The sequence below is a fragment of the Acidovorax sp. SUPP3434 genome (assembly GCF_030159015.1).
GTDB lineage: Bacteria > Pseudomonadota > Gammaproteobacteria > Burkholderiales > Burkholderiaceae_C > Paracidovorax.
In genome coordinates, this window is record NZ_BQXL01000001.1 from 189,642 (window position 1) to 215,097 (window position 25,456).

Here is a 25,456-nt window from a genome sequence, read left to right on the forward strand (position 1 = left end):
GGTCGTCAGCTATCCGTCAGCGCTCGGCGTCACCTTGCTGGTCCAGCTGGTCCAGCTGGGCTGCGCAGGCAGCGATCAGGGCGTCGAACGCATCGAAGGCCAGCGGTTTGGCCAGCACGTGATCGAAACCGATCAACTGCGCCCGGTCCGAAACGCCCAATCCCGTGATGGCGATCGCGATGCAGGGCCGGCCGGCCGCTGCAGCGCGCAACTGCGGAACGAGCTGGGTGCCGAGCATGTCGGGCAATTGCTGGTCCACGAGGAACAACGAGGCGGGGCGCTGCGCCATGTGCCGCAGCGCTTCGCTGCCGCTGTGGGCGACGCGCACCGTGTAGCCCTGCAGATCGAGCAGGTCGCTCAGCAGTTCGGAGGCATCGCGGTTGTCGTCAATGATGAGAATGTCTGCAGGCATGCGGGGCTTCGCTGACGGTACAGTGTTTTTTTTAAAGACCATCGAACGATCAAGCCCAATAGTCTTCTTCTTAAGCCTCTATTGTGCCCGGCCTCTGCACCGGCAACTGGACCGAAAAGACAACATGGGGTGCGCGGTATTCGTATCCGATGCTGCCCCCGTGCCCCTGGACGATCTGGTGGGCGATGTACAGCCCCAGTCCCATCCCCGACCGATTGCGCGCGTTGCCGACCGAAGAAGCCTTGAACGGGCTGAACAGATTGCGGGCGATGTCTTCCGGAATGGGGGCGGCGACATTGCGCACGGCGATCTCGTGCCATTCACCGGTGGCGCTGGCATGCACCTCGATGGGATGTCCGCTCTGGCCATGGTGCCGCGCGTTGCCGATCAGGTTGACGACCACCTGGGCAATGCGATCGGCATCGACCTGGGCTTTCAGGGCAGCGGGGATGGTGCCCACGATCTCGGTACCGGGGTGCGCCGTGCGGGCCTCGTCAATGAGGTCGTTCAGCAGGGCGACCAGATCCACGTCCGTGCGCTGCAGATCCAGTCCCAGGCCGCTCTGCAGGCGCGACATGTCCATCACCTGGCTCACCAGCCGCTGCATGCGGCTGCTGGAGGATTGGATGCGCTGGCCGATCCTGCCGGCCCGCCCGCCGTCGGTGCCGCCCTGTTCGAGCACGCGCGCGGCCATGCTGATGGAGTGCAGCGGGTCACGCAGATCGTGGCCCAGCACGGCCATCAGCTGGTTGCGCGTGCGATTGATCTCGGCGGTGCGCGCGTTCTGCACGCGCACGAGTTCGTCCATCAACTGCCGGGCGGCGTCCAGTTCCAGCGTGCTCCAATGCTCGGCGGTGGACCGGACGGTTTCCTTCCACAGATCGAACGAGCCGCGCGGGGTGAGTCGCGGGCCCAGGGGGCCGTGGCGGATGTCCTTGTCCGGCTTGCCGCCCCAGTGGATGGTCTCGATCTGCTCCTTGCGAAGAAAGATCAACCAGCCGTTGCGGTCCCGGTCGAAAGGAATGCCCAGCACGCCGCACCAGGGCGACGTCACGGCGGCCAGGTCGGGGGCAAGCTGCGGCAGTGACTGGGTCTGGAACAGGCGCTGCCGGTCCTGGACCGGCTCGGCGGCCAGCCATTGCACGATGGCGCTGCCCGCCGCTTCCGACACCTCGCCGAAAACGGTCAGCTTCGCGCCATGGGCCACCAGCGCCGCATCGGCCTGCAAGATGGCGGCCATCTCGGCCGTGTGCTGGGTCAGGGCGGTGAATTCGTCGTCCGCGTGCAGCAACTCTTCGATGAGGTGGGTGCGCGCACCGGCCAGTTGCTGCAAGCGCTCCGCCTGGGAGCGCGAGAGCGTGCTCTGAATGTTGGCCGACAGCACCTGGGCGATCACGTCGCAGGCCATGCGCACGCTGTAAGGCACCTGGCGTGGACCCATGTGGTGGCAGGCGATCAGGCCCCAGAGCTGTTCGTTGATCACGATGGACACGCTCATCGAGGCACCCACGCCCATGTTGGACAGGTATTCGATGTGGATCGGCGACACGCTGCGCAGGATGCTGCCGCTCAGGTCCAGCGGGGGCGCGCCGGCCTCCTGCAGCAGGGGCACCGCGGCCGAGCGCACGTCGGCGATCAGCCGCAGAGTGTTGGCCACGTAGAGCCGGCGTGCCTGCGCTGGAATGTCGCTGGCCGGATAGCGTCGGCCCAGGTAGGGGTCGAGCGTGTCGACACACGATTCGGCGGCCACTTCGCCGCTGCTGTCGTGGCGAAAGCGATAGGCCATCACCCGGTCGAAGCCGGTCAGGGCCCGCAGTTCTTCGGTGGCCAGCTGCAGCAGTTCATCGATGGCCCGGGGCCGGCGCAGCTTTTCCATCGCGCGGTGGGCCTGCACGGCAAAGCCTGCCAGCTCGCTGTGGGTCTGGTGGCGCAGTTCGAATTCGGCCACCAGCATCGCGCTGCCGACATGCAGCACCACGTCGAACTGGCGGTCTTCCACCTGCAGCTCGCTGGGCATGGGCACATCCCGCTCGCCCCGCAGCGCCTGCAGGCCGTCCTGCAGGAGCGCGGCAATCAGCGGGCACACGGTGCCCGGGTTTTCGGGCAGGGGCTTGCCCACGGTCACGCCGCAGTGCAGAAGGGCCTGCACGTTGGCGCCGACATAGCGGACCACGCCTTCGCGGTCCACCGCGATCAGGGTGCCATGGCTCTGGATGCTGCCCGGCACGTGGATGGGCTCGCGATCGCAGTTGTCCAGCGTGGTGGCGGTGCCGGGTGTGAATGACTGGATCATGCGAGCACCCCCTGGCCCTGCAACTGTTGCCGCAGGCCATCGAAGCCGGCGCGTGCGCCGGCGCAGGCCGCCTGGATATCGAAACGGCTCTGCACGTGGGTGTCGAGCAGCCTGGTGAAATGTTTCCAGCGCGAACCCGTGCCGGCACCCAGGCCCTGCAAATAGCGCAGCGGATGCGGCGCCAGCCGGGGCGCCAGGCGCTGGTACAGGAACTGGCCGCCCAATTGCGAGCCTTCCACCACATAGGCCAGGCCCCAGCAGACGGCGGCATGGCCTGGCGCCCCGAAGGCGGAAAACGCCTGCGACGCCACCTCCTGCGTGCAGCCGCTGGTATCACCGAAGCCGTCTTTGGCGTGCGCCGGCGCGGCGTGCGTTGCCAGCCAATCCGCGTGCAAGGCGTGCAGGCGGGCGGGGCGCGCAAAGTCGAAACCGGGCACCAGCGACTCCAGGGCCGCCAAGTGCGGCTGCAGCGCCGTGAGCCAGGCGCTCAGCGCCAGGGTGTGGTGGCGGTAGTCTTCCAGGCTGGCATCGGCCCTGCCGAGTGGCAGGCTGGCATCCAGCTGCGCGTGCGATTCCTTCGTGGTTCGTCGCAGCGCCGAAAGGCAGTCGGTCTCCGGCACCGGGGTGCCGGAAGGGAGAGGGGATCGCTGTGACACGGAAGAAGGGCAGGGGATCGGGATGGGCAGAAAAGACTGCAGCAAGATTCTAGGGGCTGGATCTGCCCATGGCAGCGGGCAGGTTAACCGTCTGTTTTGTGCCTGCAACACCTGTGCTTGCAGAGGGCGGGGCCGGTACGGCCCGAGGCCGCTGCTGCGGCGGCAGCGATGGCGAACCTCGTGCCTCTCGGCTGCAGTGGGATGGCTCAACGGGCAGGACCTCAGGGCGGGGCGATGAGCCCTTGCACCCGGCGCGCGAGCGCATCCAGCGTGAAGGGTTTGGTGAGCACCTGCATGCCCCGCTCCAGGTGGCCGTTGCCCACGGCCGCGTTCTCGGCATAGCCGGTGATGAACAGGATCTTCAGGTCCGGCCGGTAGACCCGGCCGCTGTCGGCCATCTGCCGCCCGTTCATTCCACCGGGCAGGCCCACGTCGGTGATCAGCAGGTCGAGGTGGGTGCTCGATTGCAGCACCAGCAGCCCCGATGCCCCGTCCTGAGCTTCGATGGTGTCGTAGCCCATCTCCTGCAGCACCTCCACCACCAGCGACCGCACGCTCGGCTCGTCGTCCACCACCAGCACGGTGCCCGAGCCCTGGCCTCCCGCGATCGACGGCACCGAGGGCAGGTCGATGTCCTGGGCTGGCGCCTCGTGCCGCGGCAGGTAGATGCACATGGTCGTGCCCATGCCGGGCTCGGAGTAGGCGCGCACCTGGCCGCCGGACTGCCGCGCGAATCCATAGACCATCGACAGCCCCAGGCCCGTGCCCATGCCGATCGGCTTGGTGGTGAAGAAGGGCTCGAACACGCGGTGGATGATCTCGGGCGCCATGCCGGTGCCGGTGTCGGTCACGCAGAGCGACACGTACTGGCCCGGGGGCAGGTCGCGGTCCAGGGAGGCACGCTCGTCCATCCACTTGTTGGCGGTCTCGATGGTGAGCCGGCCGCCGCCCGGCATGGCGTCGCGCGAGTTGATGCACAGGTTGAGCAGGGCGCTTTCCAGCTGGTGGGGGTCCACGTGCGTGGTCCACAGGCCGACGGCGCCCACCACCTCCAGCTCGTTTTCAGGCCCGATGGTGCGCCGGATCAGCTCTTCCATGCCCTTCACGAGCCGGTTCACGTCCGTGGGCTTGGGGTCCAGTGTCTGCCGGCGCGAGAAGGCCAGCATGCGGTGGGTGAGCGAGGCCGCCCGCTTGGCGGCGCCCTGGCCGACGCTCACATAGCGCTCCAGGTCGTCGTAGCGGCCCTGGCCCACGCGGCGGTGAAGCAGTTCGAGGCTGCCCGTGATCGTGGCCAGCAGGTTGTTGAAATCGTGCGCGAGCCCGCCCGTGAGCTGCCCCACGGCCTCCATCTTCTGCGACTGGCGCAGCGCCTCCTGCGCGGCTTCGCGCTCGCGCGATTCGGTGGTGAGTCGCGCGAGCGCGTTCTCGACCTCCTGGGTGCGCTCGACCACGCGCGCTTCCAGGTGGCTGTTCAGCGCGCGAAGCTCCTGTTCGGCCACCACCTTTTCCGTCACGTCGTAGCCCTCGGCGAACACGCCGGTGACCTCGCCCTGGCCGTCGGTGGTGGGTTGGTAGATGAAATCCAGGTAGCGCTCGGCCAGCGGCATGCCGGGCTTTTGCTGGATGAGGACCTTGAGGCCCTGGGCCAGGTACGGCTGCCCGGTGCGGTAGACCTCGTCCAGCAGTTCGTACAGCCCCTGGCCTTCCAGCTCGGGCAGGCCTTCGCGCACCGTCTTGCCTTCCACGCTGCGGTGCCCGATCAACTGCACATAGGAGTCGTTGACGAACTCGAACACATGCTCCGGGCCGCGCAGCACGCACATGAAGCCGGGCGCCTTCTGGAACAGGCTGCGCAGGCGATCGCGTTCCGCCGTGCTTTCCTCCAGCACCCCGGCGCTGGCCAGACGCGAGGCGATCTGACCGGCCAGCAACTGCACGAACGCCATGGCCTCACCGTCGTGCATGGGCCGGTGCGGATTGGCCCCGCAGACCATGAATCCCGCCGACCGGGCGCCGCCCTGCGCCGGCAGCGCCACGACGAACGCGGCCCGCGCCGGCGTATCCCAGTCGCCGGTGGGCACGTCGTGCGCCGCATCCAGCGGCACGGCGAAGGCCGCGTCGCCGGCTTGCAGACGGTGGACCTGCCAGGGCTCCCGGGAGTTCATATCCAGCACGGTGGGCGCCAGTCGATGGCCCTGTTCGATGCCTGCGTTGCAGCTCAGACGGGCCACGCCCGAGGGTTCGTACAGGTAGATGAGTGAAAACGGCAGGTCCCGTTGGGCCTGCCCCATCCGCTCGCAGGCGGTGTCGAGCACGGCCCGGCGGCTGTTGACCGCCGACAGCGCCGCGCCCAGTTCGCGCAGCAGGCGCAGGCGCCGCTCGTTGAGCACGCGGCCCGTGTCTTCCGATACCGCGCAGAACAGGCCGAAGACCTGGCCGTCGTCGCCGTGCAAGGGGCTGTATGAAAACGTGTGGTACGTCTCCTCCAGGTAGCCCGCGCGGTCCAGCAGCAGCATGAGCGAGTCGTCCCAGGTGGACTCGGCCCGCTCGTACACGGCGTGCATGCGGCCCTTCACCTGGTCCCAGATCTCCGCCCAGACCTCGGCGGTCGGGCGAGCGAGCGCTCGCGGGTGCTTGGCCCCCAGCGTGGGGCGATAGGCGTCGTTGTAGAAGAAAGCGATGTCCGGCCCCCAGCCCAGCCACATCTCGAAGCGCGAGGTGAGCAGGATGCGCAGCGCCACTTTCAGCGGTTCGGGCCAGAACGCCGGCGATCCGAGCGGGGTGGCCTCCCAGTCGTGGGCGCGCATGAGTTGCGCCATCTCGCTGTCCCCGACGAAGATGTGCGCGAAGCGGTCGCTGTCGGCGGTGGTGGCGGAGGCAGGGGAGGAGGTCATGCAAAAAGTCAGCGTGAATCGGCCAGTCGGTTGATGGTGGCCATCAGGGCATGGGGCTGCAAGGGCTTGCCCAGGTGCGCGTCAAATCCCGCTTCCAGGGCCCGCTGCGCGTCCTGCGCGCGGGAGAAGGCGGTCAGCGCGATGGCAATCGGCTGGACCTTGCCTTCGGGCAGGGGCAGCGAACGCAGGCTGCGGACCAGGTCGTAGCCGTCGCGCCCGGGCAGTCCGATGTCGCAGACCAGCACGTCGGGCCAGCGTTCGGCCAGGGCCTGCATGGCCGCGTCGTAGTCGCCGGCTTCGCGCAGGCGCGCGCCGCCATCGGTGAGCACCACGGTGAGCATTTCGCGCGCATCGGGGTGGTCTTCCACGATGAGGATGTCCAGGCCCGCCAGGGGCCGGTCGTTCATCGGCGGATCGGCCGGGGCATCGTCGCCCCGGGGCGCGGCGCGGGCCGTGTCACCCCCTTTGTGGTCCACCGGCAGCATCACCTGCATGGTGGTGCCCTGGTCAAGCCCGGCGCTCACAGCGGTCGCACGGCCGCCGTGCAGTTCGGCCAGCTGCTTGACGATGGACAGCCCCAGGCCCAGGCCGCCGTGGCGGCGGTTGTCGGGCGAGTCGCTCTGCGTGAACCGGTCGAACAGGTGGTCGATGAATTCGCTGGCGATGCCGCGCCCGTAGTCCCGCACGGACAGGGTGAGCAGGCCCTTCTCGCGCCGTAGCGACACATCGATGCGCGCGCCGTCGTTGGAGAACTTGATGGCATTGGTCAGCAGGTTCCAGAAGATCTGCTGAAAGCGCGTCGGGTCCAGCCAGGCGGGGGCATTCGCGTCCTGCACGGCCAGCACCACGTCCAGACGCTTTTCGGCGATCGAGGCCTGCAGCGCGTCGATGGAGGAGCGCACCGATTCGACGGGGTCGATCCATTCCCGCTCCAGGTGCAGTTTGCCGCTGTTGATGCGCGACACGTCGAGGATGTCCGAGATGATGCGCGCCTGCGCCTTCACGTTGCGGTGGATGGAGTCCAGGCCCTTGAGCAGTTCGGGCGTGCCGCCGCGGCGCTTGAGGATGTGCACCCATCCGGCGATGGCGTTCAGCGGAGTGCGCAGTTCGTGCGAGAGCACCGCAATGAAATCGTCCTTGGTGCGGCTCAGCCGCTCGGCGGTAGCGCGGGCCGCCTGCTCGCGCTCCAGCACGTCCTGGCGGCGGGAGTCGAGTTCCATGCGCTCGGAGATGTCGGCCGCGATCGCCATGCGCAGGCCGGGCTCCACGTGCGCCGAGATGCTCCACTCCAGGTACACCCATGCGCCGTCGGGGCGCTGCAGCGGAAACTCGCCCTGCCAGGGCTGGCCCCGCTCTCCCCCCACGGTTTTTTCGGTGATGAAGTCCAGCCAGCCGGGCGGCGCGAAGTCGCTGATGGGGTGGCCCAGCAGCTCCTCGCGCGAGCGGTCCAGCAGCCGCATCATGGCGGGGTTGACGTCGGTGAAACGGCCGTCGGGCTGGATCAGGCCGATGCCCGCCAGCGCCTGGCTGTAGATGGCGCGAAAGCGGCGGTCGCTGCGGCGCAGGCCGTCTTCGGCCATGCGCGCACGGATCAGCGCCTGCAGCGTGCCCACCAGCAGCGCCGGCTCCACCGGGTGCGTGAGGTAGGCGTCGGCCCCCGCGTTCAAGCCGGTCACCCGGTCTTCGCTGTGCACGTGGGCGGCGGACAGGTGCGTGACCGGCAGCAGGACGGTGGCTTCCTGCTGGCGGATGATGCGGCAGACCTCGAAGCCGTCGATGTCGGGCAGGTGCACGTCCAGCACCACGGCCGACACGCCAGTGGCCGCCAGGCGGATGGCCTCGGTGCCGTTGTCGGCCTCCACGGTCTGAAAACCGGCAGCGCGGATGACCCGGACGGTGGAGTAGCGCGTGACCGGGTTGTCGTCCACCACCAGCACCGTGTGCGCGGCGCGGTCGATGGTCGTGTGGATGGCGCTGACGTCCTGCATGCCGTTACCCATGGGGACCGCCCTCGGTGGTTGCGGGAGCCCCCGTGGCCGCTGCTTCGTTGCCCGGCAGCCGCAGCGGCAGCGTCAGCGAGAACACCGAGCCGCTGCCCAGCGCGCTCTCCAGCGTGACCGTGCCGCCCAGCAGCTCGGCCAGCTGGCGGCTCACGGCCAGCCCCAGGCCGGTGCCGCGCAGGCGTTTTTGCAGCGACGAGCCGATCTGCGTGTAGTCGTCGAACACGCTCGAATGGAATTCGGGCGCGATGCCGATGCCCGTGTCCGTCACCGAAAAGCGCACGCGGTCGCCTTCCACGGCGTGGGCCGATACCCGCACTTCGCCCCGGGGCGTGAACTTGAGCGCATTGGAAATGAAGTTGCGCAGGATCTGCGACAGCTTGCGGTCGTCCGTGTACAGCGGCGCGATGCCCTGAGGCTCGTCGAAGAACAGGTTGACGTCCGGGTTGGTCAGCACCGGCCGGAACATCCCGCGCAGGGCCTGGAACAGGTCCAGCATGTCGAACCAGGCGGGCGAGATTTCCACGCGGCCGGCCTCGATCTTGGCCAGGTCGAGCAGGTCGTCCACCATGTCGGCGAACTCGCTGGCCGTGCTCTGGATGAATCCCACCTGGCGGGCCTGCTCTGCGTTGAGCGGCCCGTCCACGTGGTCTGCCAGCAGGCGGGCAATGCTGCGGATGGAGTTGATGGGGGTGCGGAACTCGTGGCTCATGTAGGCCAGGAAACGGCTTTTCATCTCCGTGGCCTTTTGCAGCTGGTCGGCCTGCGCGTCCAGTTCGGAATACAGCGCGACCACGCCGCGGTTGGTTTCCTCCAGCTCGGCGCTCAGCTCCTGGACTTCTCGCTGGCTGTCGGCCAGGGCGGCGCGCAGCGCCTCGATGGATTCCTGGGGCGCAGCGGCGGGGGCCGGCGTCGGTGCCGGCGTGGCGGGTTCCTCGGAGGTGCGGTCGGAAATGAGGTCGGAGGTGCGGTCCATGGTGTCTTTCGTGCTTCGGGTCAATCGATGCACTGCATCACCACCACGGTCGCGTCGTCGCGCGCCCGGTGGTGATCGCGCAGCAGCACGGCGGCCACCAGGGTGGGATCGCTGCCCAGCAGGCGCTGGATGCTGGCGGGATGCCAGCGGGTTTCGATGCCGTCGCTGTGCACCACCAGCAGCGCATACGGCGGCAGCTCGGTGGTGGTCTCCTGCGGCCGGCGCATGGTCAGGCCCACCGTGCCGTGCTGCGTGACGACCGAGCGGTCCGACAGGCCCGTGACCACGCGGGCCACCACGTTGCCCACGCCCGAACTGCGCACGGTGGCCGCCGTGGCATCCAGCCGCAGGCTGCAAACGGCGGCGCCCCGCGTGGATTGCAGTTCGGCATGCATGCTTTCGATCTGCTCGCGCAGGTCGCCGAAGGGGGCCTGCAGGAACAGGTCCGCCGCCGCGCCGGACGCCTTGGCGGCCTCGCTGCCATGGCCCAGGCCATCGGCCACGAGCAGCGCGGCCCGGGGGCCGTCCAGGGCCGCGGCCCAGGCGTCGCCGCACACGGTCTCGCCCGCCAGCGGCAACCGGATGGCCCCCACCCGCAGGGTCTGAGGCAGGGCGGCTGGCGCATCGCCCGCCTCCCGGTGCTGGCGCACGCGGGCCACGCACACCGTGCCCTGCGGCACGGACGAGTGGATATCGAAATCGTCCGCCAGCCGCCGGACCGCACCCAGCCCGGCGCCCTGCGTGCCACCGGTGGAGTAGCCGTCGCGCATGGACAGCGGCAGATCCTCTATGCCGGGCCCGTGGTCGATGGCGATCACCTCCACCAGGTCGAGCGCCGGCACGGCCGCGATCAGCAAGCGGCCCTCGTGGGCGTGCAGGTGCAGGTTGTTGGCCAGCTCGGTCACCACGATGGACAGGCGCCCGCTGTCGGTGTCGCCCCATTCCATCTCGGCACTCGCGTGGGCGGCGAAGCGCCGTGCTTCACCCACGCAGCTGGTGTCACCCATCGCGAAGGCCGTGTGCGTCCATCCCATCAGCAACTGGGGGGCGTTGCCCGTGGGGGCGGCTACTTCCATTTGGTGATGCTCACGCGGGTGCCTTCGCCAGGGGCCGTGTGAATGTCGAACTCATTGACCAGGCGCCGGCTGCCCGGCAGCCCCAGGCCCATACCGCCGCCCGAGGTCCAGCCATCGGTCAGGGCGAGCTTCAGGTCGGAGATGCCCGGCCCCTCGTCTTCGAAATGCAGCTGCAGGCCATGGCGGCCCTGCCGCTCCAGGGTTTCCCAGCGCATGCGGCCACCGCCACCGTGCACCAGGGTGTTGCGCGACAGCTCGCTGGCCGCCGTGATGAGCTTCGTCTGGTCCACCAGCGAGAACTTCAGCTGCGTGCACAGGACGCGGACCGTCTGCCGGCAGGCGACGATGTGCTGCTCCGACGCGATCGGCAACGTGCCGGCGGGATCAGCGGACAAGGGGTGGCTCCTGGCGGATGCGCTCCAGCAATTGCATTCCGCGCTCCACGTTGAGTGCGGTGCGCACGCCTTCCAGCGATAGGCCCAGTTCCACCAGGGTGATGGCCACGGCGGGCTGCATGCCCACCACCACCGTGTGGGCCGAGAGAATGCGCGCGATGCCGGAGATGCTGCTCAGCATGCGCCCGACGAACGAGTCCACGATCTCCAGGCCCGAGATGTCGATCATGACGCCCGTGGCGCCCGTCTTGGCGATGCGGTCGGCCAGGTCGTCCTGCAGCTGCATGGCGGTGCGGTCCTGCATGTCCACCTGAATGGTGACCAGCAGGGTTTCGCCCATGCGAAGAATGGGAATGCGGTCCATGGGGTGCCTCGGATCAGGCGGCGCGCGTGATGCGCCAGCCGGTCTTCTGCAGCGCCAGCGACAGCGCGTCCGCCAGATTGGCGCGCGTGTAGATGCCTTGCAGGTCGATGCCCAGGTGCACAATGGTCTGTGCGATCTGCGGGCGGATGCCGCTGATGATGCAGTCCGCGCCCATGAGCCGGATGGCTGCCACGGTCTTGAGCAGATGCTGCGCCACCAGCGTGTCCACGGTGGGCACCCCGGTGATGTCGATGATGGCGAGTTCCGACTCGGTCTCCAGGATGCGCTGCAGCAGCGTTTCCATGACCACCTGGGTGCGGTTGCTGTCCAGCACGCCGATCATGGGAACGGCCAGCACGCCGTCCCAGAGCTTCACCACGGGGGTGGACAGCTCCAGCAACTCTTCCTGCTGGCGGCGGATGATGTCCTCGCGCGCCTGCTGGAAGGTGTTGGCCGTGCGCTGGGCCAGTTGGTCGACCAGCGCCGTGGCGGACCACAGGGCCGGAACGAGGTCGGCGGTGGCGGGCACCGTTTGCTGCAGCAGCGTGAAGAGGGGTTTTTTCATGGCCTGGACGAACACGCTGGTCTCGCCAGCCGTCTGGCCGCGCGAGGCCCGCGAGCGCGAGAGCGCTTCGAGCGCCTCGTTCATGCCTTGCCAGGCCGGGCCATTGGGGCCTTGCGCGTCGCCGCCGGCCTGCAGCGCGCTGCGCAGCAGCTGCAGCAGTTCTCGCGCTTGCGCCGCCGTGGCGCGCTGGTGGGTGGGATCTTGGGCGCCTGCCTCGGCCAACCACTCGTCCAGGATGGCGGCTTCGTGGGTTTCCAGAAGGGAAAGAAGGGCCGGGTGTTGCTGCTTCATGGCAGGGCGCTTTTCTAGATAAAAACAAATTCTAACGGGCGGGGCCCCCGTGCCACGCCGGCTTGCCCTGCGCGGGCACCGGGCTTGTACCTACTTTCCGCGGCAAGCGCGCCCGGGACGCACAGCGCTGGGGCAGTCGGTGGGATGGCGATGCGCGGGGTGCACCAGGCCGGGCCCTTCGGTGCGGGCCTGCGCCGGTCGCCGCAGCGGTGGCGCCGGTGGCCGCCTGCCGCCGGCGATGGGGCCTTTGGGATCGAAACAGGGCCGTTGCCGGGATATTTCATGCCTTCTTTGCTATGAAAATGGTAGCGTTTGCCGGAATGTCGTCGGATCGGCTCGCCTGGGCGCCGGCCGGGCCCCGATCTTGCAAGCCCACCCGTCACCCGGACCGGCGCGAGAAATCGACCGCCTCCGGGGCTCCCGCCCGGTGGGAATGTGCGTGCCCAAATCAGGGCTTGTGCGTAGTAACCCTGTATAGACAGGCCTGTCGCACCGCCATCATTCCGGGCGTCGGAGCAATGCGGCGCGTGCCTTCCAGGTGCGCGACTCGATCTTTTCTTGTGAGGAGCAGATGATGGGCCGATCGGTTTTGAAAATGGTGTCGCTGGCGGTGGCGGGCGTTTGTGTGGCGGGGGTGTCCCTGCAGGCCCAGGCGCAGAACGTGAAGATTGCGCTGGGCATGTCGGGCTGGACGGGCTTCGCGCCGCTCACGCTGGCCGACAAGGCGGGCATTTTCAAGAAGAACGGCCTGGATGTGGAACTCAAGATGATTCCGCAGAAAGACCGCCACCTGGCCCTGGCCTCCGAGGCGATCCAGTGTGCGGCCACGACGGTGGAAACGCACGTGGCCTGGAACGCCAACGGCGTGCCCATCGTGCAGATCTTCCAGATGGACAAATCCTACGGCGCCGACGGCTTGGCCGTGCGCAACGACGTGAAGGGCTTCGCCGACCTCAAGGGCAAGACCATCGGCGTGAGCGCGCCGGGCACCGCGCCGTACTTCGGCCTGGCCTGGATGCTGAACAAGAACGGCATGACGCTCAAGGACGTGAAGACCGTCTCGCTCGAACCCCAGCCCGCTGCGCAGGCCTTCGTGTCCGGCCAGAACGATGCCGCCATGACCTACGAGCCCTACCTGTCCACCGTGCGCGCCAACCCGCAGGCCGGCAAGATCCTGGCCACCACCATCGACTACCCCATGGTGATGGACACCGTGGGCTGCGCGCCCACCTGGCTCAAGGCCAACGCCAAGGCGGCGCAGGCCCTTGCCAACTCGTATTTCGAGGCGCTGGAGATGATCAAGGCGGACCCGGCCAAGGCCAACGAGATCATGGGCTCGGCCGTCAAGCAAAGCGGCGAGCAGTTCGCCAAGTCTTCGGCCTACTTGCGCTGGCAGGACAAGGCAGCCAACCAGAAGTTCTTCGCCGGCGAGCTGATGCAGTTCATGAAGGAGTCGGTGCCCATCCTGCTGGAGGCCGGCGTGATCCGCAAGGCGCCTGAAAAACTCGAAGCCACCTTCGACGCCAGCTTCATCCAGTGATGCCACGGGAGCCTGCCACCATGCCCGCGACGACTGCCGCCCACCACCCTGCCGCGGGGCCGTCCGCCAGCGCCCCTGCCGCGCTGCGGGCGGGGCCTGCCCTTAATCCCGTTCGCCGCCGCGCCATGGCGCCGCTCGAGCCCGTCAGCCCGCGCGCCCGCTGGGTGCTGGGCCTGGCGTTCTTCGTGGTGTTCATCGCCGTGTGGTCGTTCTTCACGCTGGGCGGCTTCGTGTCGCCCACCTTCCTGGCCAGTCCGGCCACCATGCTCAAGGAAGGCGGCCTGCTGTTCACCGAATACGGCTTCCACAAGGACATCGGCATGACGGTATGGCGCGTGCTCGGCGGCTTCGTGCTGGCGGCCGTGGTCGCGGTGCCGCTGGGCATCGCCATGGGCGCCTGGAAGCCGGTGGAGGCGTTCTTCGAGCCCTTCGTGTCGTTCTGCCGCTACCTGCCGGCCTCGGCCTTCATTCCGCTGCTCATCCTGTGGGCGGGTATCGGCGAGGCGCAGAAGCTGCTCGTCATCTTCATCGGCTCGGTATTCCAGATCACGCTGATGGTGGCCGTGACCGTGGGCGGCGCGCGGCGCGATCTGGTCGAGGCGGCCTACACGCTGGGCGCGGGCAACACGGGCATCGTGCGGCGCGTGCTCATTCCCGGCGCCGCGCCCGGCATCGCGGAAACCCTGCGCCTGGTGCTGGGCTGGGCCTGGACCTACGTGATCGTGGCCGAGCTGATCGGCTCGTCGTCGGGCATCGGGCACATGATCACCGACAGTCAGGCACTGCTGAACACGGGGCAGATCATCTTCGGCATCATCGTGATCGGCGTCATCGGGCTGGTGTCCGACTTCGCCTTCAAGGCGGCCAACCGCCGCCTCTTCGCCTGGAGCACGCTATGACCGCACCGATGCTTTCCGTTCGCGGCGTATCGCGCACCTTCGCCGGCACGCGCGGCCAGGCCACCCAGGCGCTGCTGCCGGTGGATTTCGAAGTGCGCGAGAACGACTTCGTCACCATCCTCGGACCGTCCGGCTGCGGCAAGTCCACGCTGCTGCGCATCGTGGCGGGGCTGGACTTTCCCACCGCGGGCGAGGTGCTGCTGGACGGCCAGCGCATCGACGGCCCCGGCGCCGACCGCGGCATGGTGTTCCAGAGCTACACGCTGTTTCCGTGGCTCACCATCGCGCAGAACATCCGCTTCGGCCTGCGCGAGCGCGGCATGCCCGAGGCGCAGCAGAAGGAGCGGGCGGCGTACTTCATCGCCAAGGTCGGCCTGCGCGGCTTCGAGCAGCACTACCCCAAGCAGCTGTCGGGCGGCATGCAGCAACGCACGGCCATTGCCCGGGCCCTGGCCAACGACCCCAAGATCCTGCTGATGGACGAACCCTTCGGCGCGCTCGACAACCAGACCCGCGTGCTCATGCAGGAGCTGCTGCTGGGCATCTGGGAGACCGAGCGCAAGACGGTGATGTTCGTCACCCATGACATCGACGAGGCGATCTTCATGGCCAACCGCGTGGCGGTGTTCAGCGCCCGGCCGGGCCGCATCAAGACCGAGCTGGCGGTGGACCTGCCGCACCCGCGGCACTACCGCGTGAAGACCTCGCCCGAGTTCATGGACCTGAAGGCGCGGCTGACCGAGGAGATCCGCGCCGAGTCCATGGCGGCGGACCTGCATTGAGCCGCTTGAAGAAACCGGCCGACATGAACGCCGCCGCCCTCCGTGCCAACGCCGAAGCCGAATCCGCTGCCGCGGCGCCGGTGGAGCCCGCGCTGGCGCTGTACCAGCAGGTAAAAGAGTTCATCGCCCGCAAGATCCAGGATGGCTCCTGGCGCGCGGGAGACCGGCTGCCGTCCGAGAGCGAATTGGTGCTGCAGTTCGGCATGTCGCGCATGACCGTCAACCGCGCGCTGCGCGAGCTGTCCGAGCAGGGCCGCATCGTGCGCGTGGCCGGGGTGGGCAGCTTCGTGGCGGAGGACAAGCCGCAGTCCACGCTGCTGCAGATCGCCAACCTGGCCAGCGAGATCCGCCAGCGCGGGCACGACTACCGCTGCGACGTGCTCACGGTGGAGCGCGTGTCGGCCGCGATGGAGGTGGCCGCGGCGCTGGACCTGCGCACGGGCGAGTCGGTGTTCCATGCCGTGTGCGTGCACCGCGAGGATGGCGTGGCCGTGCAGCTGGAGGACCGCTACGTGAACCCGCGCGTGGTGCCCACCTTTGCACAGCAGGACTTCACGCAGCTGCAGCCCTCGGAATTCCTGGTGCGCAACGTGCCGTTCGACCAGGTGGAGCACGTGGTCGATGCCGTGCTGCCCACGCCGGAGCAGGCGCTGCTGCTGGGCATGGAGCCCGCCCAGCCGTGCCTGCTGCTCACCCGCCGCACCTGGAGCCGCGGCGTGCCGGTGACCCTGGTGCGCTGCCTGCACCCCGCCTCGCGCTACCGCCTGGGCAGCCGCTTCCGGGCCGACGGCAATCCCGTGTTCGGATAGCCGCCGCTTCATTTGCTTCCTTTTCGCTCGAACCTACTTGTATAGACAGGATGAACTTGATGACCGATTCCTCCCCTGAAACCCTGGTGCTGCACCCCGGCCGCGTCACGCTGGGCGAACTGCGGCGCTTGAGCGCGGGCGGCGTGCGCCTTTCGCTGGACCCGGCCGCGCAGGCCGGCATGCAGGCCTCGCTGGCCACGGTGCAGCGCATCGTCGAAGAAGACCAGGTGGTCTATGGCATCAACACCGGCTTCGGCAAGCTCGCCAGCACGAAGATCGCCCACGGCCGGCTGGCCGAACTGCAGCGCAACCTGGTGCTGTCGCACAGCGTGGGCACCGGCGATCCGCTGCCCGATGCGGTGGTGCGCATGGTGCTGGCCACCAAGGCGGTGAGCCTGGCGCGCGGCCACTCCGGCGTGCGGCCCGAGATCGTCGATGCGCTGCTGGCCCTGGCCAATGCCGACGTGCTGCCCGTGATCCCGGCCAAGGGCTCGGTCGGCGCCTCGGGCGACCTGGCGCCGCTGGCCCACCTCGCCTGCGTGCTGATCGGCGAGGGCCAGGCCAAGATGCAGGGCCGCACGGTGCCGGGCCGAGAGGCCATGGCGGCCATCGGCTGCGAGCCGTTCGTGCTCGGCCCCAAGGAGGGGCTCGCGCTGCTGAACGGCACGCAGGTGTCCACGGCCCTCGCGCTGGCCGGGCTGTTCGGCGCCGAGAGCGTGTTCGCGGCCGGGCTGGTGTCGGGCGCGCTGTCGCTCGAAGCCATCAAGGGTTCGGTCAAGCCGTTCGATGCGCGCATCCACGAGGCGCGTGGCCAGCCGGGGCAGATCGCCGTGGCGGCCGCCGTGCGCGCGCTGCTGGAGGGCAGCGAGATCGATCCGTCGCACCCGCACTGCGGGCGCGTGCAGGACCCGTATTCGATCCGCTGCGTGCCGCAGGTGATGGGCGCGTGCCTCGATAACCTGCAGCATGCCGCGCGCGTGCTGCAGATCGAGGCCAATGCCGCCTCGGACAATCCGCTGGTGTTCTCCGAAACGGGCGACGTGATCTCGGGCGGCAACTTCCACGCCGAGCCGGTGGCCTTCGCCGCCGACATCATCGCGCTGGCGGTGGCCGAGATCGGCGCCATCTCCGAGCGGCGCCTGGCGCTGCTGCTGGACACGGGCCTGTCGGGCCTGCCGGCCTTCCTCATCCGCGACAGCGGCGTGAATTCGGGCTTCATGATCGCGCAGGTCACGGCCGCGGCGCTGGCGTCCGAGAACAAGTCGCTGGCCCACCCGGGCAGCGTGGACAGTCTGCCCACCTCGGCCAACCAGGAAGACCATGTGTCCATGGCCACCTACGCCGCGCGGCGCCTGACCGACATGGTGCGCAACACGGCGGTGGTCGTCGGCATCGAGGCCATGGCCGCCACCCAGGGCATCGACTTCGATCGCGTGCCCGCACCGGGCGCCGCCGCTACCCCGTGGCTGAAAAGCTCGCCGCTCATCGAAGCGCAGATCGCCGCCATCCGCGCGCGCGTTGCCTTCCTGGAGCAGGACCGCTTTCTCGCCACCGACATCGAGGCGATGCGCGGCTGGGCCCAGGAATCCGCCTGGCCCGCGCCCGTGGCCGCCCACCTGCCCAGCTTCGTTTCCCAGATTTCGTGAAGGAGCCTTTGCCATGAACGCCAACGACGCCATCCTCTCCACCGCCGCAGCCCCGCTCGCCGACCCCCGCCACGACCCCCGCCACGACCCCACGCGCGTGATCCGCGCTCCGCGCGGCAGCCAGCTGAACTGCAAGAACTGGCTGGCCGAGGCCGCCTACCGCATGATCCAGAACAACCTGGATGCCGAGGTGGCCGAGCGCCCGCAGGACCTGGTGGTCTACGGGGGCATCGGCCGCGCCGCCCGCGACTGGGCCTGCTACGACCAGATCCTGTCGTCGCTCCAGGTGCTGGAGGCCGACGAAACCCTGCTGATCCAGTCCGGCAAGCCGGTGGGCGTGTTCAAGACGCACGAGAACGCGCCGCGCGTGCTGCTGGCCAACTCCAACCTGGTGCCGAAGTGGGGCACCTGGGAACACTTCAACGAACTGGACCGCAAGGGCCTGTTCATGTACGGCCAGATGACGGCCGGCAGCTGGATCTACATCGGCAGCCAGGGCATCGTGCAGGGCACGTTCGAGACCTTCGTCGAGGCCGGCCGCCAGCACTACGACAACGACCTCTCCGGCAAGTGGATCCTCACGGCGGGATTGGGGGGCATGGGCGGCGCGCAGCCCCTGGCCGCCACGCTGGCCGGCGCCGTGTCGCTCAATATCGAGTGCCAGCAAAGCAGCATCGACTTTCGCCTGCGCACGCGCTACGTGGACAAGCAGGCGCGCGACATCGACCATGCGCTGGAGTTGATCCAGCAGCACTGCAACGCGAAGGAGGCCGTCTCCATCGCGCTGCTGGGCAACGCGGCCGAGGTGCTGCCCGAACTGGTCCGCCGTGCGAAGGCGGGCGGATTGAAACCCGACCTGGTGACCGACCAGACCTCCGCCCACGACCTGATCCACGGCTACCTGCCCGCCGGCTGGACGGTGCCGCAATGGCAGGCCGCGATGAAGGACCCGGCGCAGCATGCCGCCCTGAAGAAGGCCGCCGCCCAGTCGTGCGCGGTGCACGTGCAGGCCATGCTGGACTTCCAGGCCATGGGCATTCCCACGGTGGACTACGGCAACAACATCCGCCAGGTGGCGTTCGACGAGGGCGTGAAGAACGCCTTCGACTTCCCCGGCTTCGTACCCGCCTACATCCGCCCGCTGTTCTGCGAAGGCAAGGGGCCGTTCCGCTGGGTGGCGCTGTCGGGCGACCCGGAGGACATCTACAAGACCGATGCCAAGATCAAGGAGCTGTTCCCCGACAACCACCACACGCACCGCTGGCTGGACATGGCGCGCGAGCGCATCGCCTTCCAGGGCCTGCCCGCGCGCATCTGCTGGCTGGGCCTGGGCGAGCGCCACAAGGCGGCGCTGGCCTTCAACGAAATGGTCAGGAGCGGCGAGCTGAAGGCGCCCATCGTCATCGGCCGCGACCACCTGGACACCGGTTCGGTGGCCAGCCCCAACCGCGAGACCGAGGCCATGAAGGACGGCACCGACGCGGTGAGCGACTGGCCGCTGCTGAACGCGCTGCTCAACACGGCGGGCGGCGCCACGTGGGTGAGCCTGCACCACGGCGGCGGCGTGGGCATGGGCTATTCGCAGCATGCCGGCGTGGTCATCGTGGCCGATGGCACCGATGAGGCTGCCGCGCGCCTGGGGCGCGTGCTGTGGAACGACCCGGCCTCGGGCGTGATGCGGCATGCCGACGCGGGCTACGACATCGCGGTGGCCACCGCACGCAGGCAGGGCCTGAACCTTCCCATGGTGCGCTGAGGCATCCTCAGGGCCGCCGGAAAACGGAATTTCGCCATTCCGCGAGAAAAAGGGGAACCCCATTCCCAATGGCCGGGAATGGGGGCGTGTGATCCCGGGCCGCTTCCTTCGATACTGAACGCATGACCCGAAGTGCATTGCCCAGCGCCGTTGCGACGTCCGACCGAGTGCTCCAGGTGCTGGCCGTGCTGGCCCAGCAGGGCAGGGCGATGGCCGCGACCGAGCTCATGGAGCACACCGGCATGGCGCGCAGCACGCTGTACCGCCAGCTCGCGCGCTTGAAGCGCTGGGGCTTCGTGCTGGAAAGCGATGGCGGCTATGCGCCGGGCCCTTTGAGCCTGCAGCTGGCCCTCGGCTTCGACCTGGCTTCGCACCTGGTGCGGCAGGCGCGCCCCGGCATGGTGGAACTGTCGCAGCAGTCGCAGGAAAGCGTCGGCCTGATCGTCGCGGTGAACGACCAGGCCATCTGCCTGGACATGGTGGAAAGCCACCATTCGCTGCGCTGCTCGTTTGAGAAGGGGCGCAGCGTCCCGCTGCGCACGGGCGCCTCGGCCAAGTGCGTGCTGGCCCATCTGCCGCCCGCCGCGCGCGATGCGGTGCTCGACAGCCAGTGGGGCACGGGCACGCCCGAGCGCGAGGCCGCCCAGCAGGCGCTGGAGGCGATCCGCAAGGCGGGCTTCGCCACCAGCGAGAGCGAAGTGGACCCCGGCGTCTGGGGCTGCAGCGTGCCGCTGTTCGGCGCGTCCCGCCAGGCCGCGGGCGCCATCACGCTGATGGCGCCGGTGATGCGGGCCCAGGGCCAGGAGGCCGCGCTGATCCGCATGGTGGTCGTGGCGGCCGCCCGCATCTCGCGCCAACTCGTTCTGCACTGAACCCGGCCGCATCGTTTTTCTTTTTCCCTCGAGTGCCTTTCCCTTCCTCCCACCCCCACCGGAAACTCCCATGAACATCCGACGCAATCTCCTCCTGGCCAGCCTGGCTGCCGTGTTCGCCCTGGGCGCCGGCGCCGCCCGCGCGCAAGACAACGTGCTGCGAGTGGCCACCGATGCCACCTTCCCGCCGATGGAGTTCGTCGAGAACGGCAAGCGCACCGGCTTCGACGTGGAGCTGGTGGAGGCCGTCGCCAAGAGCATGGGCAAGCAGGTCGAGTGGGTGGACATCGACTTCAAGGGCCTGATCCCCGGCCTGATCTCGCGGCGCTTCGACATGGCCGTGTCGGGCATCTACATCACCGACGAGCGCAAGAAGGTCGTCGATTTCACCGAGCCCTACTACGCCGGCGGCCTGGTCGCCATGGTCAAGGAAGGCAACACCACCATCCGCAAGCCGGCCGACCTGGACGGCAAGAAGATCTCGGTCCAGGTGGGCACCAAATCGGTCGCCTTCCTCACGCAGAACTACCCCAAGGCGCAGCGCGTGGAGGTCGAGAAGAACCAGGAAATGTTCAACCTGGTGGACATCGGCCGCGCCGACGCCGCCGTCACCGGCAAGCCCGCGGCCTACCAGTACGTGCGCACCCGGCCCGGCCTGCGCGTGATCGAGGAGCAGCTCACCACCGAGGAATACGGCATGGCGCTGCGCAAGGACACGCCCGAGCTCACCCGCGCGGTGAACGCCGCGCTGGCCAAGCTCAAGGCCGACGGCACCTACGCGGCCATCGTGAAGAAGTGGTTCAGCGGCAGCGCCGCCACCACCGCGGCCACGCCGGCTGCCAAGTGAGCCGGCGGACCACCGCCGCCGACCGAATCGACAAGCACTGAACCCGAGCGATGGAACTCGACTTTTCCCCCGTGTGGGCCGGCTGGCCCCAACTGCTGGAGGGCGCGCTGGTGACCGTGGAGATCACGGCCGCCTCGCTGCTCCTGGGCTGCGTGATGGGGTTGCTGGTGGGCATCGGCCGCCTCGACCCCCGGCGCCGCATCGTGTATGGCCTGTGCACGGCCTATGTGGCGGCCATCCGCGGCACGCCGCTGCTGGTGCAGCTGTTCATCCTGTTCTTCGGGCTGCCGCAGTTCGGCATCCTGCTGCCGGCGTTCCTGTGCGGCGTGATCGGGCTGGGCATCTACTCGGGCGCGTACGTGTCCGAGATCGTGCGCGGTGCGATCCAGTCCATCGACCGGGGCCAGATGGAGGCCGCGCGCTCCATCGGCATGTCTTCGGGCGTGGCGATGCGCTGGGTGGTGCTGCCCCAGGCCGTGGTGCGCATGATTCCGCCGCTGGGCAACGAGTTCATCGCGCTCATCAAGAACTCGGCGCTGGTGTCGCTGCTCACCATCCACGACCTGATGCACGAGGGGCAGAAGATCATCAGCGTGTCGTACCGCTCGCTGGAGGTGTACCTGGCCATCGCGGTCGTGTACTTCCTGCTCACCGGCGCGACCACGCTGGTGCTGCGCCACATCGAGTTGCGCCTGCGCGCCGGGGGGATGGTGCAATGACGCAGTCCCCATCGACCCAGGCATCCGCTGCGGATGCGGCACCCATCGTGCGCATCCGTGGCCTGCGCAAGGCCTTCGGCGAGCACGTGGTGCTGAACGGCATCGACTTCGACGTGCAGCCGTCGCAGGTGGTGGTCGTGATCGGGCCCAGCGGCTCGGGCAAGAGCACCTTCCTGCGCTGCTGCAACGGGCTGGAGCAGCCCCAGGGCGGGCGCATCGACATCTGCGGGCGCACCCTGGTGGACGAGGGCCGCATGCTGCCCGAGCGCGAGCTCAATGCCCTGCGCGAAGAGGTGGGCATGGTGTTCCAGTCGTTCAACCTGTTCCCGCACCTGTCAGTGCTCGACAACGTCACCCTGGGCCCGCGCAAGCTGCGCGGCGCTTCCCGAACCGAGGCCGAGAGCCAGGCGCGCGCCTTGCTGGACAAGGTGGGCCTGGGCCACAAGGCCGCGGCCATGCCGGCCAGCCTGTCGGGCGGCCAGAAGCAGCGTGTCGCCATCGCCCGCGCCCTGGCCATGCAGCCGCGCGTGATGCTGTTCGACGAACCCACCTCGGCCCTGGACCCGGAGCTGGTGGGCGAGGTGCTGCAGGTCATGAAGCTGCTGGCGCGCGAGGGCATGACCATGATGGTCGTCACGCACGAGATGGACTTCGCGCGCGAGGTCGGCGACACGGTGGTGGTGATGGACGGCGGCGGCATCATCGAATCGGGCCCGCCCGCCAGGATCTTCACCGAGCCCACGCAGGAGCGCACCCGCGCGTTCCTGCAGGCCGTGCTGTCGCGCGCCTGAGCGCCCCCACCAAGCCGCCGAGAGTGAGGCCTTCGCCATGACGCTTTCCACCCCCCTGGTGCCACCGCACGACCTGCAGCAGCGGCTGCGCGAGCGCGTGACCGACGCCCTCGTGGCCGATTTCGCCCGCGACGGCGCGGTGTGCATCCGCCAGTTGCTGACGCCCGGCGAAGTGGCCCTGCTGCGCAGCGGCATCGACGCCAACCTGGCCGCGCCCAGCCCGCGCGCCAAGGTGGCGAGCCGCCCGGACGATCCGGGCCGGTTCTTCGAGGACTTCTGCAACTGGCAGGACATTCCCGCCTTCGGCCGCTTCATCGCCGAAACGCCCGTGGCCTGGGCCGCCCAGCGGCTCATGCAATCGGCCAGCGTGCGGCTGTACCACGACCATGTGCTGGTCAAGGAGCCGGGCACGCGCCAGCGCACGCCCTGGCACCAGGACCAGCCCTACTACAACATCGACGGCACCCAGAACGTGAGCCTGTGGATTCCCGTGGACCCGGTGGCGCGCGAGGCCACGCTGGAGTTCGTGGCCGGCTCGCACCGGGGGCCGTGGCGCATGCCGCGCACCTTCATGGACCAGCAGGCGCGGTGGTTTCCCGAAGGCTCGCTGGCCGAGCTGCCCGACATCGAGGCCGACCGCACGGCGTTTCCCATCCTGGGCTGGGAGATCGCGCCCGGCGACGTGGTGTGCTTTCACATGCTGGCCCTGCATGCCTCGGGCGGTGTGCCCGGGCCGCAGCGTCGCCGCGTGTTCTCGGTGCGCTTTCTGGGCGACGACACGCGCCATGCGCCGCGCGCCTGGAAGACCTCGCCCGATTTCCCCGGCTTGGCCGACACCCTGCCGGCCGGCGCACCCATGGCGCACCCGCTCTTTCCGTTGCTGGTGGGGGAGGCGGGATGACGGCGGCGCTGCAGCGGTTCGACCTGTCGGCCATCGCGCCCACACCGTGGAAGAACGGCGGCGGCGACACGCGCGAGCTGGCCTGCTGGCCGCCGGGCGCCGGCATGGACGCCTTCGAGTGGCGCGTGAGCGTGGCCACCATCGCGGCGCCCGGGCCGTTCTCGGCCTTCCAGGGCGTGCAGCGCCAGATCATGCTGCTGGACGGGGCCGGCGTGCGCCTGCGCGCCGAGGACGAGGGCATCGACCATGCGCTGGACGAGCGCTGGCAGCCCGTGGCGTTCGCGGGCGATCAGGCCATCGACTGCATCCCGCTGGGTGGCGCATCGACCGACTTCAACCTCATGCTGCGGCACAGGCGCTGGCAAGGCGCGGTGCAGGTGCTGCAGAACGCGTGCGTGCCGGGCAGCACGCCCGCCGGCCTGTGCATGGTGCTGTCGGGCCGGTGGCATCGGGGCGGCGAGGTCTTCGGGCCGGGGCAGGGCCTGTGGTGGGCCACCGCCGCGCCCGCCGGCGCCTGCGCCGCGCTCCAGCCGCAGGCCGGCGGGGCCGACGCGCCGGCCATCGCCTGGGTGGCGCTGGTGCCGGGGTTTCAGCCAAATCGGGCACTGGCGCAATAATCACTAGGGCATACTGCTATGCATTTAATAGCAAAAGGGAGAATCGCATGACCGTGCCGCACCAGGACTTCGCCCACGCGCCCAGCGCCGATGGGGTCTGGCACACCCTGCACCTGGCGCCCGGGCTGGCGGTGGCCGACGTGCCGGTGCCCGATGGCGTGCCGGCGGCGCTGGTGGTGGAGCAGGGCGTGGTGCGCTGGGTGGGCCCGGAGGCCGCGGTGCCCGCGGCCCATGCCGCCTTGCCGCGCCACGCCGCGCGCGGCGCGCTGGCCACGCCCGGGCTGGTGGATTGCCACACCCACCTCGTCTACGGCGGGCAACGCGCCAACGAGTTCGCCATGCGGCTGGCCGGCGCCTCGTACGAGGAAGTCGCCCGGGCCGGCGGCGGCATCGTCGCCTCGGTGCGGGCCACGCGCGAGGCCAGTGAAGACGAATTGTTCGACCTCGCCCTGCCGCGCCTGTCGGCCCTGCTCGACGAAGGCGTGTGCGCCATCGAAATCAAGTCCGGCTACGGCCTGGCGACCGCGCACGAGCGCAAGCAGCTGCGCGCGGCCCGCCGCCTGGGCGAGGCCACCGGCACCACGGTGTGCACCACGTTCCTGGGCGCGCACGCGCTGCCGCCCGAATACGCCGGCCGCAGCCAGGACTACATCGACCACGTGTGCCAGGAGATGCTGCCTGCGCTGGCCGCGGAAGGGCTGGTCGACGCGGTGGATGTGTTCTGCGAGCGCATCGCCTTCACGCTGGCCGAGACCGAGCAGGTCTTTCAGGCGGCGCAGCGGCTGGGCCTGCCGGTCAAGCTGCATGCCGAGCAGCTCTCCGACATGGGCGGTGCGGCGCTCGCTGCGCGCTATGGCGCCTTGTCATGCGACCACATCGAGCACCTGTCCGCCGAGGGCATCGCCGCCATGCGGGCCGCCGGCACGGTGGCCGTGCTGCTGCCCGGCGCCTACTACACGCTGCGCGACACGCACCTGCCGCCCATCGCGCTGCTGCGCGAGGCCGGCGTGCCCATGGCGGTCTCCACCGACCACAACCCCGGCACCTCGCCCGCTTTGAGCCTGCTGCTCATGGCCAACATGGCGTGCACGCTGTTTCGCCTGACCGTGCCCGAGGCGCTGGCCGGCATCACCACCCATGCCGCGCGCGCGCTGGGGCTGCAGGATTCGCACGGACTGATTGCCGCGGGGCGGCCGGCGAACTTCGTGCTGTGGCCCTTTCAAGAGGCGGCGGAGCTGGCCTACTGGTTCGGGCACAAGCCGGCGCACACCATCGTGCGGCAGGGGCGCATCGCCCGGGCGACGGTTTGATGCACCGGTGGCCCAAGACCTTTTTCTCATGTCCCATCTGCCCCG

At 69.2% G+C, this 25,456-nt stretch carries 23 protein-coding genes; 13 read left to right on the forward strand and 10 right to left on the reverse strand.

Features of this window, described 5'->3' with window-relative positions:
* Positions 1–16 precede the first annotated feature (16 nt).
* The 10 genes from AVKW3434_RS00860 to AVKW3434_RS00905 form a co-directional block, all read right to left on the reverse strand.
* On the reverse strand, positions 17–412 hold the full coding sequence (locus AVKW3434_RS00860) for a response regulator (protein WP_284403594.1): 396 nt from the start codon (positions 410–412) through the stop codon (positions 17–19).
* Between the two features lie 70 nt (positions 413–482).
* Positions 483–2,705, reverse strand: coding sequence for an ATP-binding protein (locus tag AVKW3434_RS00865; RefSeq protein ID WP_284403596.1), 2,223 nt, complete (start codon positions 2,703–2,705; stop codon positions 483–485).
* A complete protein-coding gene (locus AVKW3434_RS00870) occupies positions 2,702–3,325 on the reverse strand; it encodes a biliverdin-producing heme oxygenase (protein ID WP_284403598.1) in 624 nt (207 codons plus the stop codon). Before AVKW3434_RS00870 ends, AVKW3434_RS00865 begins: the two co-directional genes overlap by 4 nt.
* A gap of 257 nt (positions 3,326–3,582) precedes the next feature.
* Positions 3,583–6,255, reverse strand: coding sequence for an ATP-binding protein (locus tag AVKW3434_RS00875; protein WP_284403600.1), 2,673 nt, complete (start codon positions 6,253–6,255; stop codon positions 3,583–3,585).
* Positions 6,256–6,263: 8 nt separating this feature from the next.
* A complete protein-coding gene (locus AVKW3434_RS00880; RefSeq protein ID WP_284404569.1) occupies positions 6,264–8,243 on the reverse strand; it encodes a hybrid sensor histidine kinase/response regulator in 1,980 nt (659 codons plus the stop codon).
* A gap of 4 nt (positions 8,244–8,247) precedes the next feature.
* Positions 8,248–9,231 carry a sensor histidine kinase gene (locus AVKW3434_RS00885; RefSeq protein WP_284403602.1) on the reverse strand — a complete coding sequence of 328 codons (984 nt, stop codon included), beginning with the start codon at positions 9,229–9,231 and terminating at the stop codon, positions 8,248–8,250.
* Positions 9,232–9,251: 20 nt separating this feature from the next.
* The gene (locus tag AVKW3434_RS00890; RefSeq protein WP_284403604.1) at positions 9,252–10,307 is read right to left on the reverse strand and encodes an ATP-binding SpoIIE family protein phosphatase; all 1,056 of its coding nucleotides are present in this window, start codon (positions 10,305–10,307) and stop codon (positions 9,252–9,254) included.
* Entirely contained in the window at positions 10,298–10,702 is a 405-nt protein-coding gene (locus tag AVKW3434_RS00895; RefSeq protein ID WP_272563946.1) for an anti-sigma regulatory factor, read from the reverse strand. Before AVKW3434_RS00895 ends, AVKW3434_RS00890 begins: the two co-directional genes overlap by 10 nt.
* Complete coding sequence (locus AVKW3434_RS00900) at positions 10,692–11,066, reverse strand: STAS domain-containing protein (RefSeq protein ID WP_284401825.1); 375 nt, start codon at positions 11,064–11,066, stop codon at positions 10,692–10,694. The genes AVKW3434_RS00895 and AVKW3434_RS00900 overlap by 11 nt, the downstream gene beginning before the upstream one ends.
* A 13-nt stretch (positions 11,067–11,079) precedes the next feature.
* Positions 11,080–11,922, reverse strand: a complete 843-nt coding sequence (locus AVKW3434_RS00905) for an STAS domain-containing protein (protein ID WP_284403607.1) — start codon at positions 11,920–11,922, stop codon at positions 11,080–11,082.
* A 574-nt stretch (positions 11,923–12,496) separates the two neighbouring features.
* Here AVKW3434_RS00905 and AVKW3434_RS00910 point away from each other — a divergent pair.
* The 13 genes from AVKW3434_RS00910 (at position 12,497) to hutI (ending at position 25,411) form a co-directional block, all read left to right on the forward strand.
* On the forward strand, positions 12,497–13,462 hold the full coding sequence (locus AVKW3434_RS00910; RefSeq protein ID WP_284403609.1) for an ABC transporter substrate-binding protein: 966 nt from the start codon (positions 12,497–12,499) through the stop codon (positions 13,460–13,462).
* A 20-nt stretch (positions 13,463–13,482) separates the two neighbouring features.
* Positions 13,483–14,361 (forward strand): ABC transporter permease, encoded by an 879-nt coding sequence (locus tag AVKW3434_RS00915; protein ID WP_284403611.1) that lies wholly within the window; start codon positions 13,483–13,485, stop codon positions 14,359–14,361.
* On the forward strand, positions 14,358–15,143 hold the full coding sequence (locus AVKW3434_RS00920; RefSeq protein WP_284403613.1) for an ABC transporter ATP-binding protein: 786 nt from the start codon (positions 14,358–14,360) through the stop codon (positions 15,141–15,143). The genes AVKW3434_RS00915 and AVKW3434_RS00920 overlap by 4 nt, the downstream gene beginning before the upstream one ends.
* A gap of 23 nt (positions 15,144–15,166) precedes the next feature.
* On the forward strand, positions 15,167–15,952 hold the full coding sequence (gene hutC, locus AVKW3434_RS00925; protein WP_284403616.1) for a histidine utilization transcriptional repressor HutC: 786 nt from the start codon (positions 15,167–15,169) through the stop codon (positions 15,950–15,952).
* 59 nt (positions 15,953–16,011) lie between these two features.
* Positions 16,012–17,598: a histidine ammonia-lyase gene (hutH, locus tag AVKW3434_RS00930; RefSeq protein WP_284403618.1), complete on the forward strand. Its 1,587-nt coding sequence runs from the start codon at positions 16,012–16,014 to the stop codon at positions 17,596–17,598.
* A 13-nt stretch (positions 17,599–17,611) separates the two neighbouring features.
* Positions 17,612–19,354 carry a urocanate hydratase gene (gene hutU, locus AVKW3434_RS00935; RefSeq protein WP_284403620.1) on the forward strand — a complete coding sequence of 581 codons (1,743 nt, stop codon included), beginning with the start codon at positions 17,612–17,614 and terminating at the stop codon, positions 19,352–19,354.
* Between the two features lie 122 nt (positions 19,355–19,476).
* A complete protein-coding gene (locus AVKW3434_RS00940; protein WP_272563939.1) occupies positions 19,477–20,226 on the forward strand; it encodes an IclR family transcriptional regulator in 750 nt (249 codons plus the stop codon).
* A gap of 70 nt (positions 20,227–20,296) precedes the next feature.
* Positions 20,297–21,073 (forward strand): glutamine ABC transporter substrate-binding protein, encoded by a 777-nt coding sequence (locus AVKW3434_RS00945; protein WP_284401839.1) that lies wholly within the window; start codon positions 20,297–20,299, stop codon positions 21,071–21,073.
* Positions 21,074–21,123: 50 nt separating this feature from the next.
* Positions 21,124–21,792 carry an amino acid ABC transporter permease gene (locus AVKW3434_RS00950; protein WP_284401841.1) on the forward strand — a complete coding sequence of 223 codons (669 nt, stop codon included), beginning with the start codon at positions 21,124–21,126 and terminating at the stop codon, positions 21,790–21,792.
* Positions 21,789–22,583, forward strand: a complete 795-nt coding sequence (locus tag AVKW3434_RS00955) for an amino acid ABC transporter ATP-binding protein (RefSeq protein WP_284403623.1) — start codon at positions 21,789–21,791, stop codon at positions 22,581–22,583. Before AVKW3434_RS00950 ends, AVKW3434_RS00955 begins: the two co-directional genes overlap by 4 nt.
* Before the next feature lie 37 nt (positions 22,584–22,620).
* Positions 22,621–23,484, forward strand: coding sequence for a phytanoyl-CoA dioxygenase family protein (locus tag AVKW3434_RS00960; protein ID WP_284403625.1), 864 nt, complete (start codon positions 22,621–22,623; stop codon positions 23,482–23,484).
* Complete coding sequence (locus tag AVKW3434_RS00965) at positions 23,481–24,101, forward strand: HutD/Ves family protein (RefSeq protein ID WP_284403627.1); 621 nt, start codon at positions 23,481–23,483, stop codon at positions 24,099–24,101. The genes AVKW3434_RS00960 and AVKW3434_RS00965 overlap by 4 nt, the downstream gene beginning before the upstream one ends.
* 47 nt (positions 24,102–24,148) lie before the next feature.
* On the forward strand, positions 24,149–25,411 hold the full coding sequence (gene hutI / locus AVKW3434_RS00970; RefSeq protein ID WP_284403629.1) for an imidazolonepropionase: 1,263 nt from the start codon (positions 24,149–24,151) through the stop codon (positions 25,409–25,411).
* The last annotated feature ends 45 nt before the right edge of the window (positions 25,412–25,456 follow it).

Coding starts and splice junctions, on each gene's coding strand:
- AVKW3434_RS00885 (WP_284403602.1), bottom strand. CDS start 9,231: ATGGACCGCACCTCCGACCTCATTTCCGACCGCACCTCCGAGGAACCC.
- AVKW3434_RS00920 (WP_284403613.1), top strand. CDS start 14,358: ATGACCGCACCGATGCTTTCCGTTCGCGGCGTATCGCGCACCTTCGCC.
- AVKW3434_RS00915 (WP_284403611.1), top strand. CDS start 13,483: ATGCCCGCGACGACTGCCGCCCACCACCCTGCCGCGGGGCCGTCCGCC.
- AVKW3434_RS00940 (WP_272563939.1), top strand. CDS start 19,477: ATGACCCGAAGTGCATTGCCCAGCGCCGTTGCGACGTCCGACCGAGTG.
- AVKW3434_RS00955 (WP_284403623.1), top strand. CDS start 21,789: ATGACGCAGTCCCCATCGACCCAGGCATCCGCTGCGGATGCGGCACCC.
- AVKW3434_RS00965 (WP_284403627.1), top strand. CDS start 23,481: ATGACGGCGGCGCTGCAGCGGTTCGACCTGTCGGCCATCGCGCCCACA.
- AVKW3434_RS00865 (WP_284403596.1), bottom strand. CDS start 2,705: ATGATCCAGTCATTCACACCCGGCACCGCCACCACGCTGGACAACTGC.
- AVKW3434_RS00905 (WP_284403607.1), bottom strand. CDS start 11,922: ATGAAGCAGCAACACCCGGCCCTTCTTTCCCTTCTGGAAACCCACGAA.
- AVKW3434_RS00945 (WP_284401839.1), top strand. CDS start 20,297: ATGAACATCCGACGCAATCTCCTCCTGGCCAGCCTGGCTGCCGTGTTC.
- AVKW3434_RS00950 (WP_284401841.1), top strand. CDS start 21,124: ATGGAACTCGACTTTTCCCCCGTGTGGGCCGGCTGGCCCCAACTGCTG.
- hutC (WP_284403616.1), top strand. CDS start 15,167: ATGAACGCCGCCGCCCTCCGTGCCAACGCCGAAGCCGAATCCGCTGCC.
- AVKW3434_RS00960 (WP_284403625.1), top strand. CDS start 22,621: ATGACGCTTTCCACCCCCCTGGTGCCACCGCACGACCTGCAGCAGCGG.
- hutU (WP_284403620.1), top strand. CDS start 17,612: ATGAACGCCAACGACGCCATCCTCTCCACCGCCGCAGCCCCGCTCGCC.
- hutI (WP_284403629.1), top strand. CDS start 24,149: ATGACCGTGCCGCACCAGGACTTCGCCCACGCGCCCAGCGCCGATGGG.
- AVKW3434_RS00880 (WP_284404569.1), bottom strand. CDS start 8,243: ATGCAGGACGTCAGCGCCATCCACACGACCATCGACCGCGCCGCGCAC.
- AVKW3434_RS00860 (WP_284403594.1), bottom strand. CDS start 412: ATGCCTGCAGACATTCTCATCATTGACGACAACCGCGATGCCTCCGAA.
- AVKW3434_RS00910 (WP_284403609.1), top strand. CDS start 12,497: ATGGGCCGATCGGTTTTGAAAATGGTGTCGCTGGCGGTGGCGGGCGTT.
- hutH (WP_284403618.1), top strand. CDS start 16,012: ATGACCGATTCCTCCCCTGAAACCCTGGTGCTGCACCCCGGCCGCGTC.
- AVKW3434_RS00900 (WP_284401825.1), bottom strand. CDS start 11,066: ATGGACCGCATTCCCATTCTTCGCATGGGCGAAACCCTGCTGGTCACC.
- AVKW3434_RS00890 (WP_284403604.1), bottom strand. CDS start 10,307: ATGGAAGTAGCCGCCCCCACGGGCAACGCCCCCCAGTTGCTGATGGGA.
- AVKW3434_RS00875 (WP_284403600.1), bottom strand. CDS start 6,255: ATGACCTCCTCCCCTGCCTCCGCCACCACCGCCGACAGCGACCGCTTC.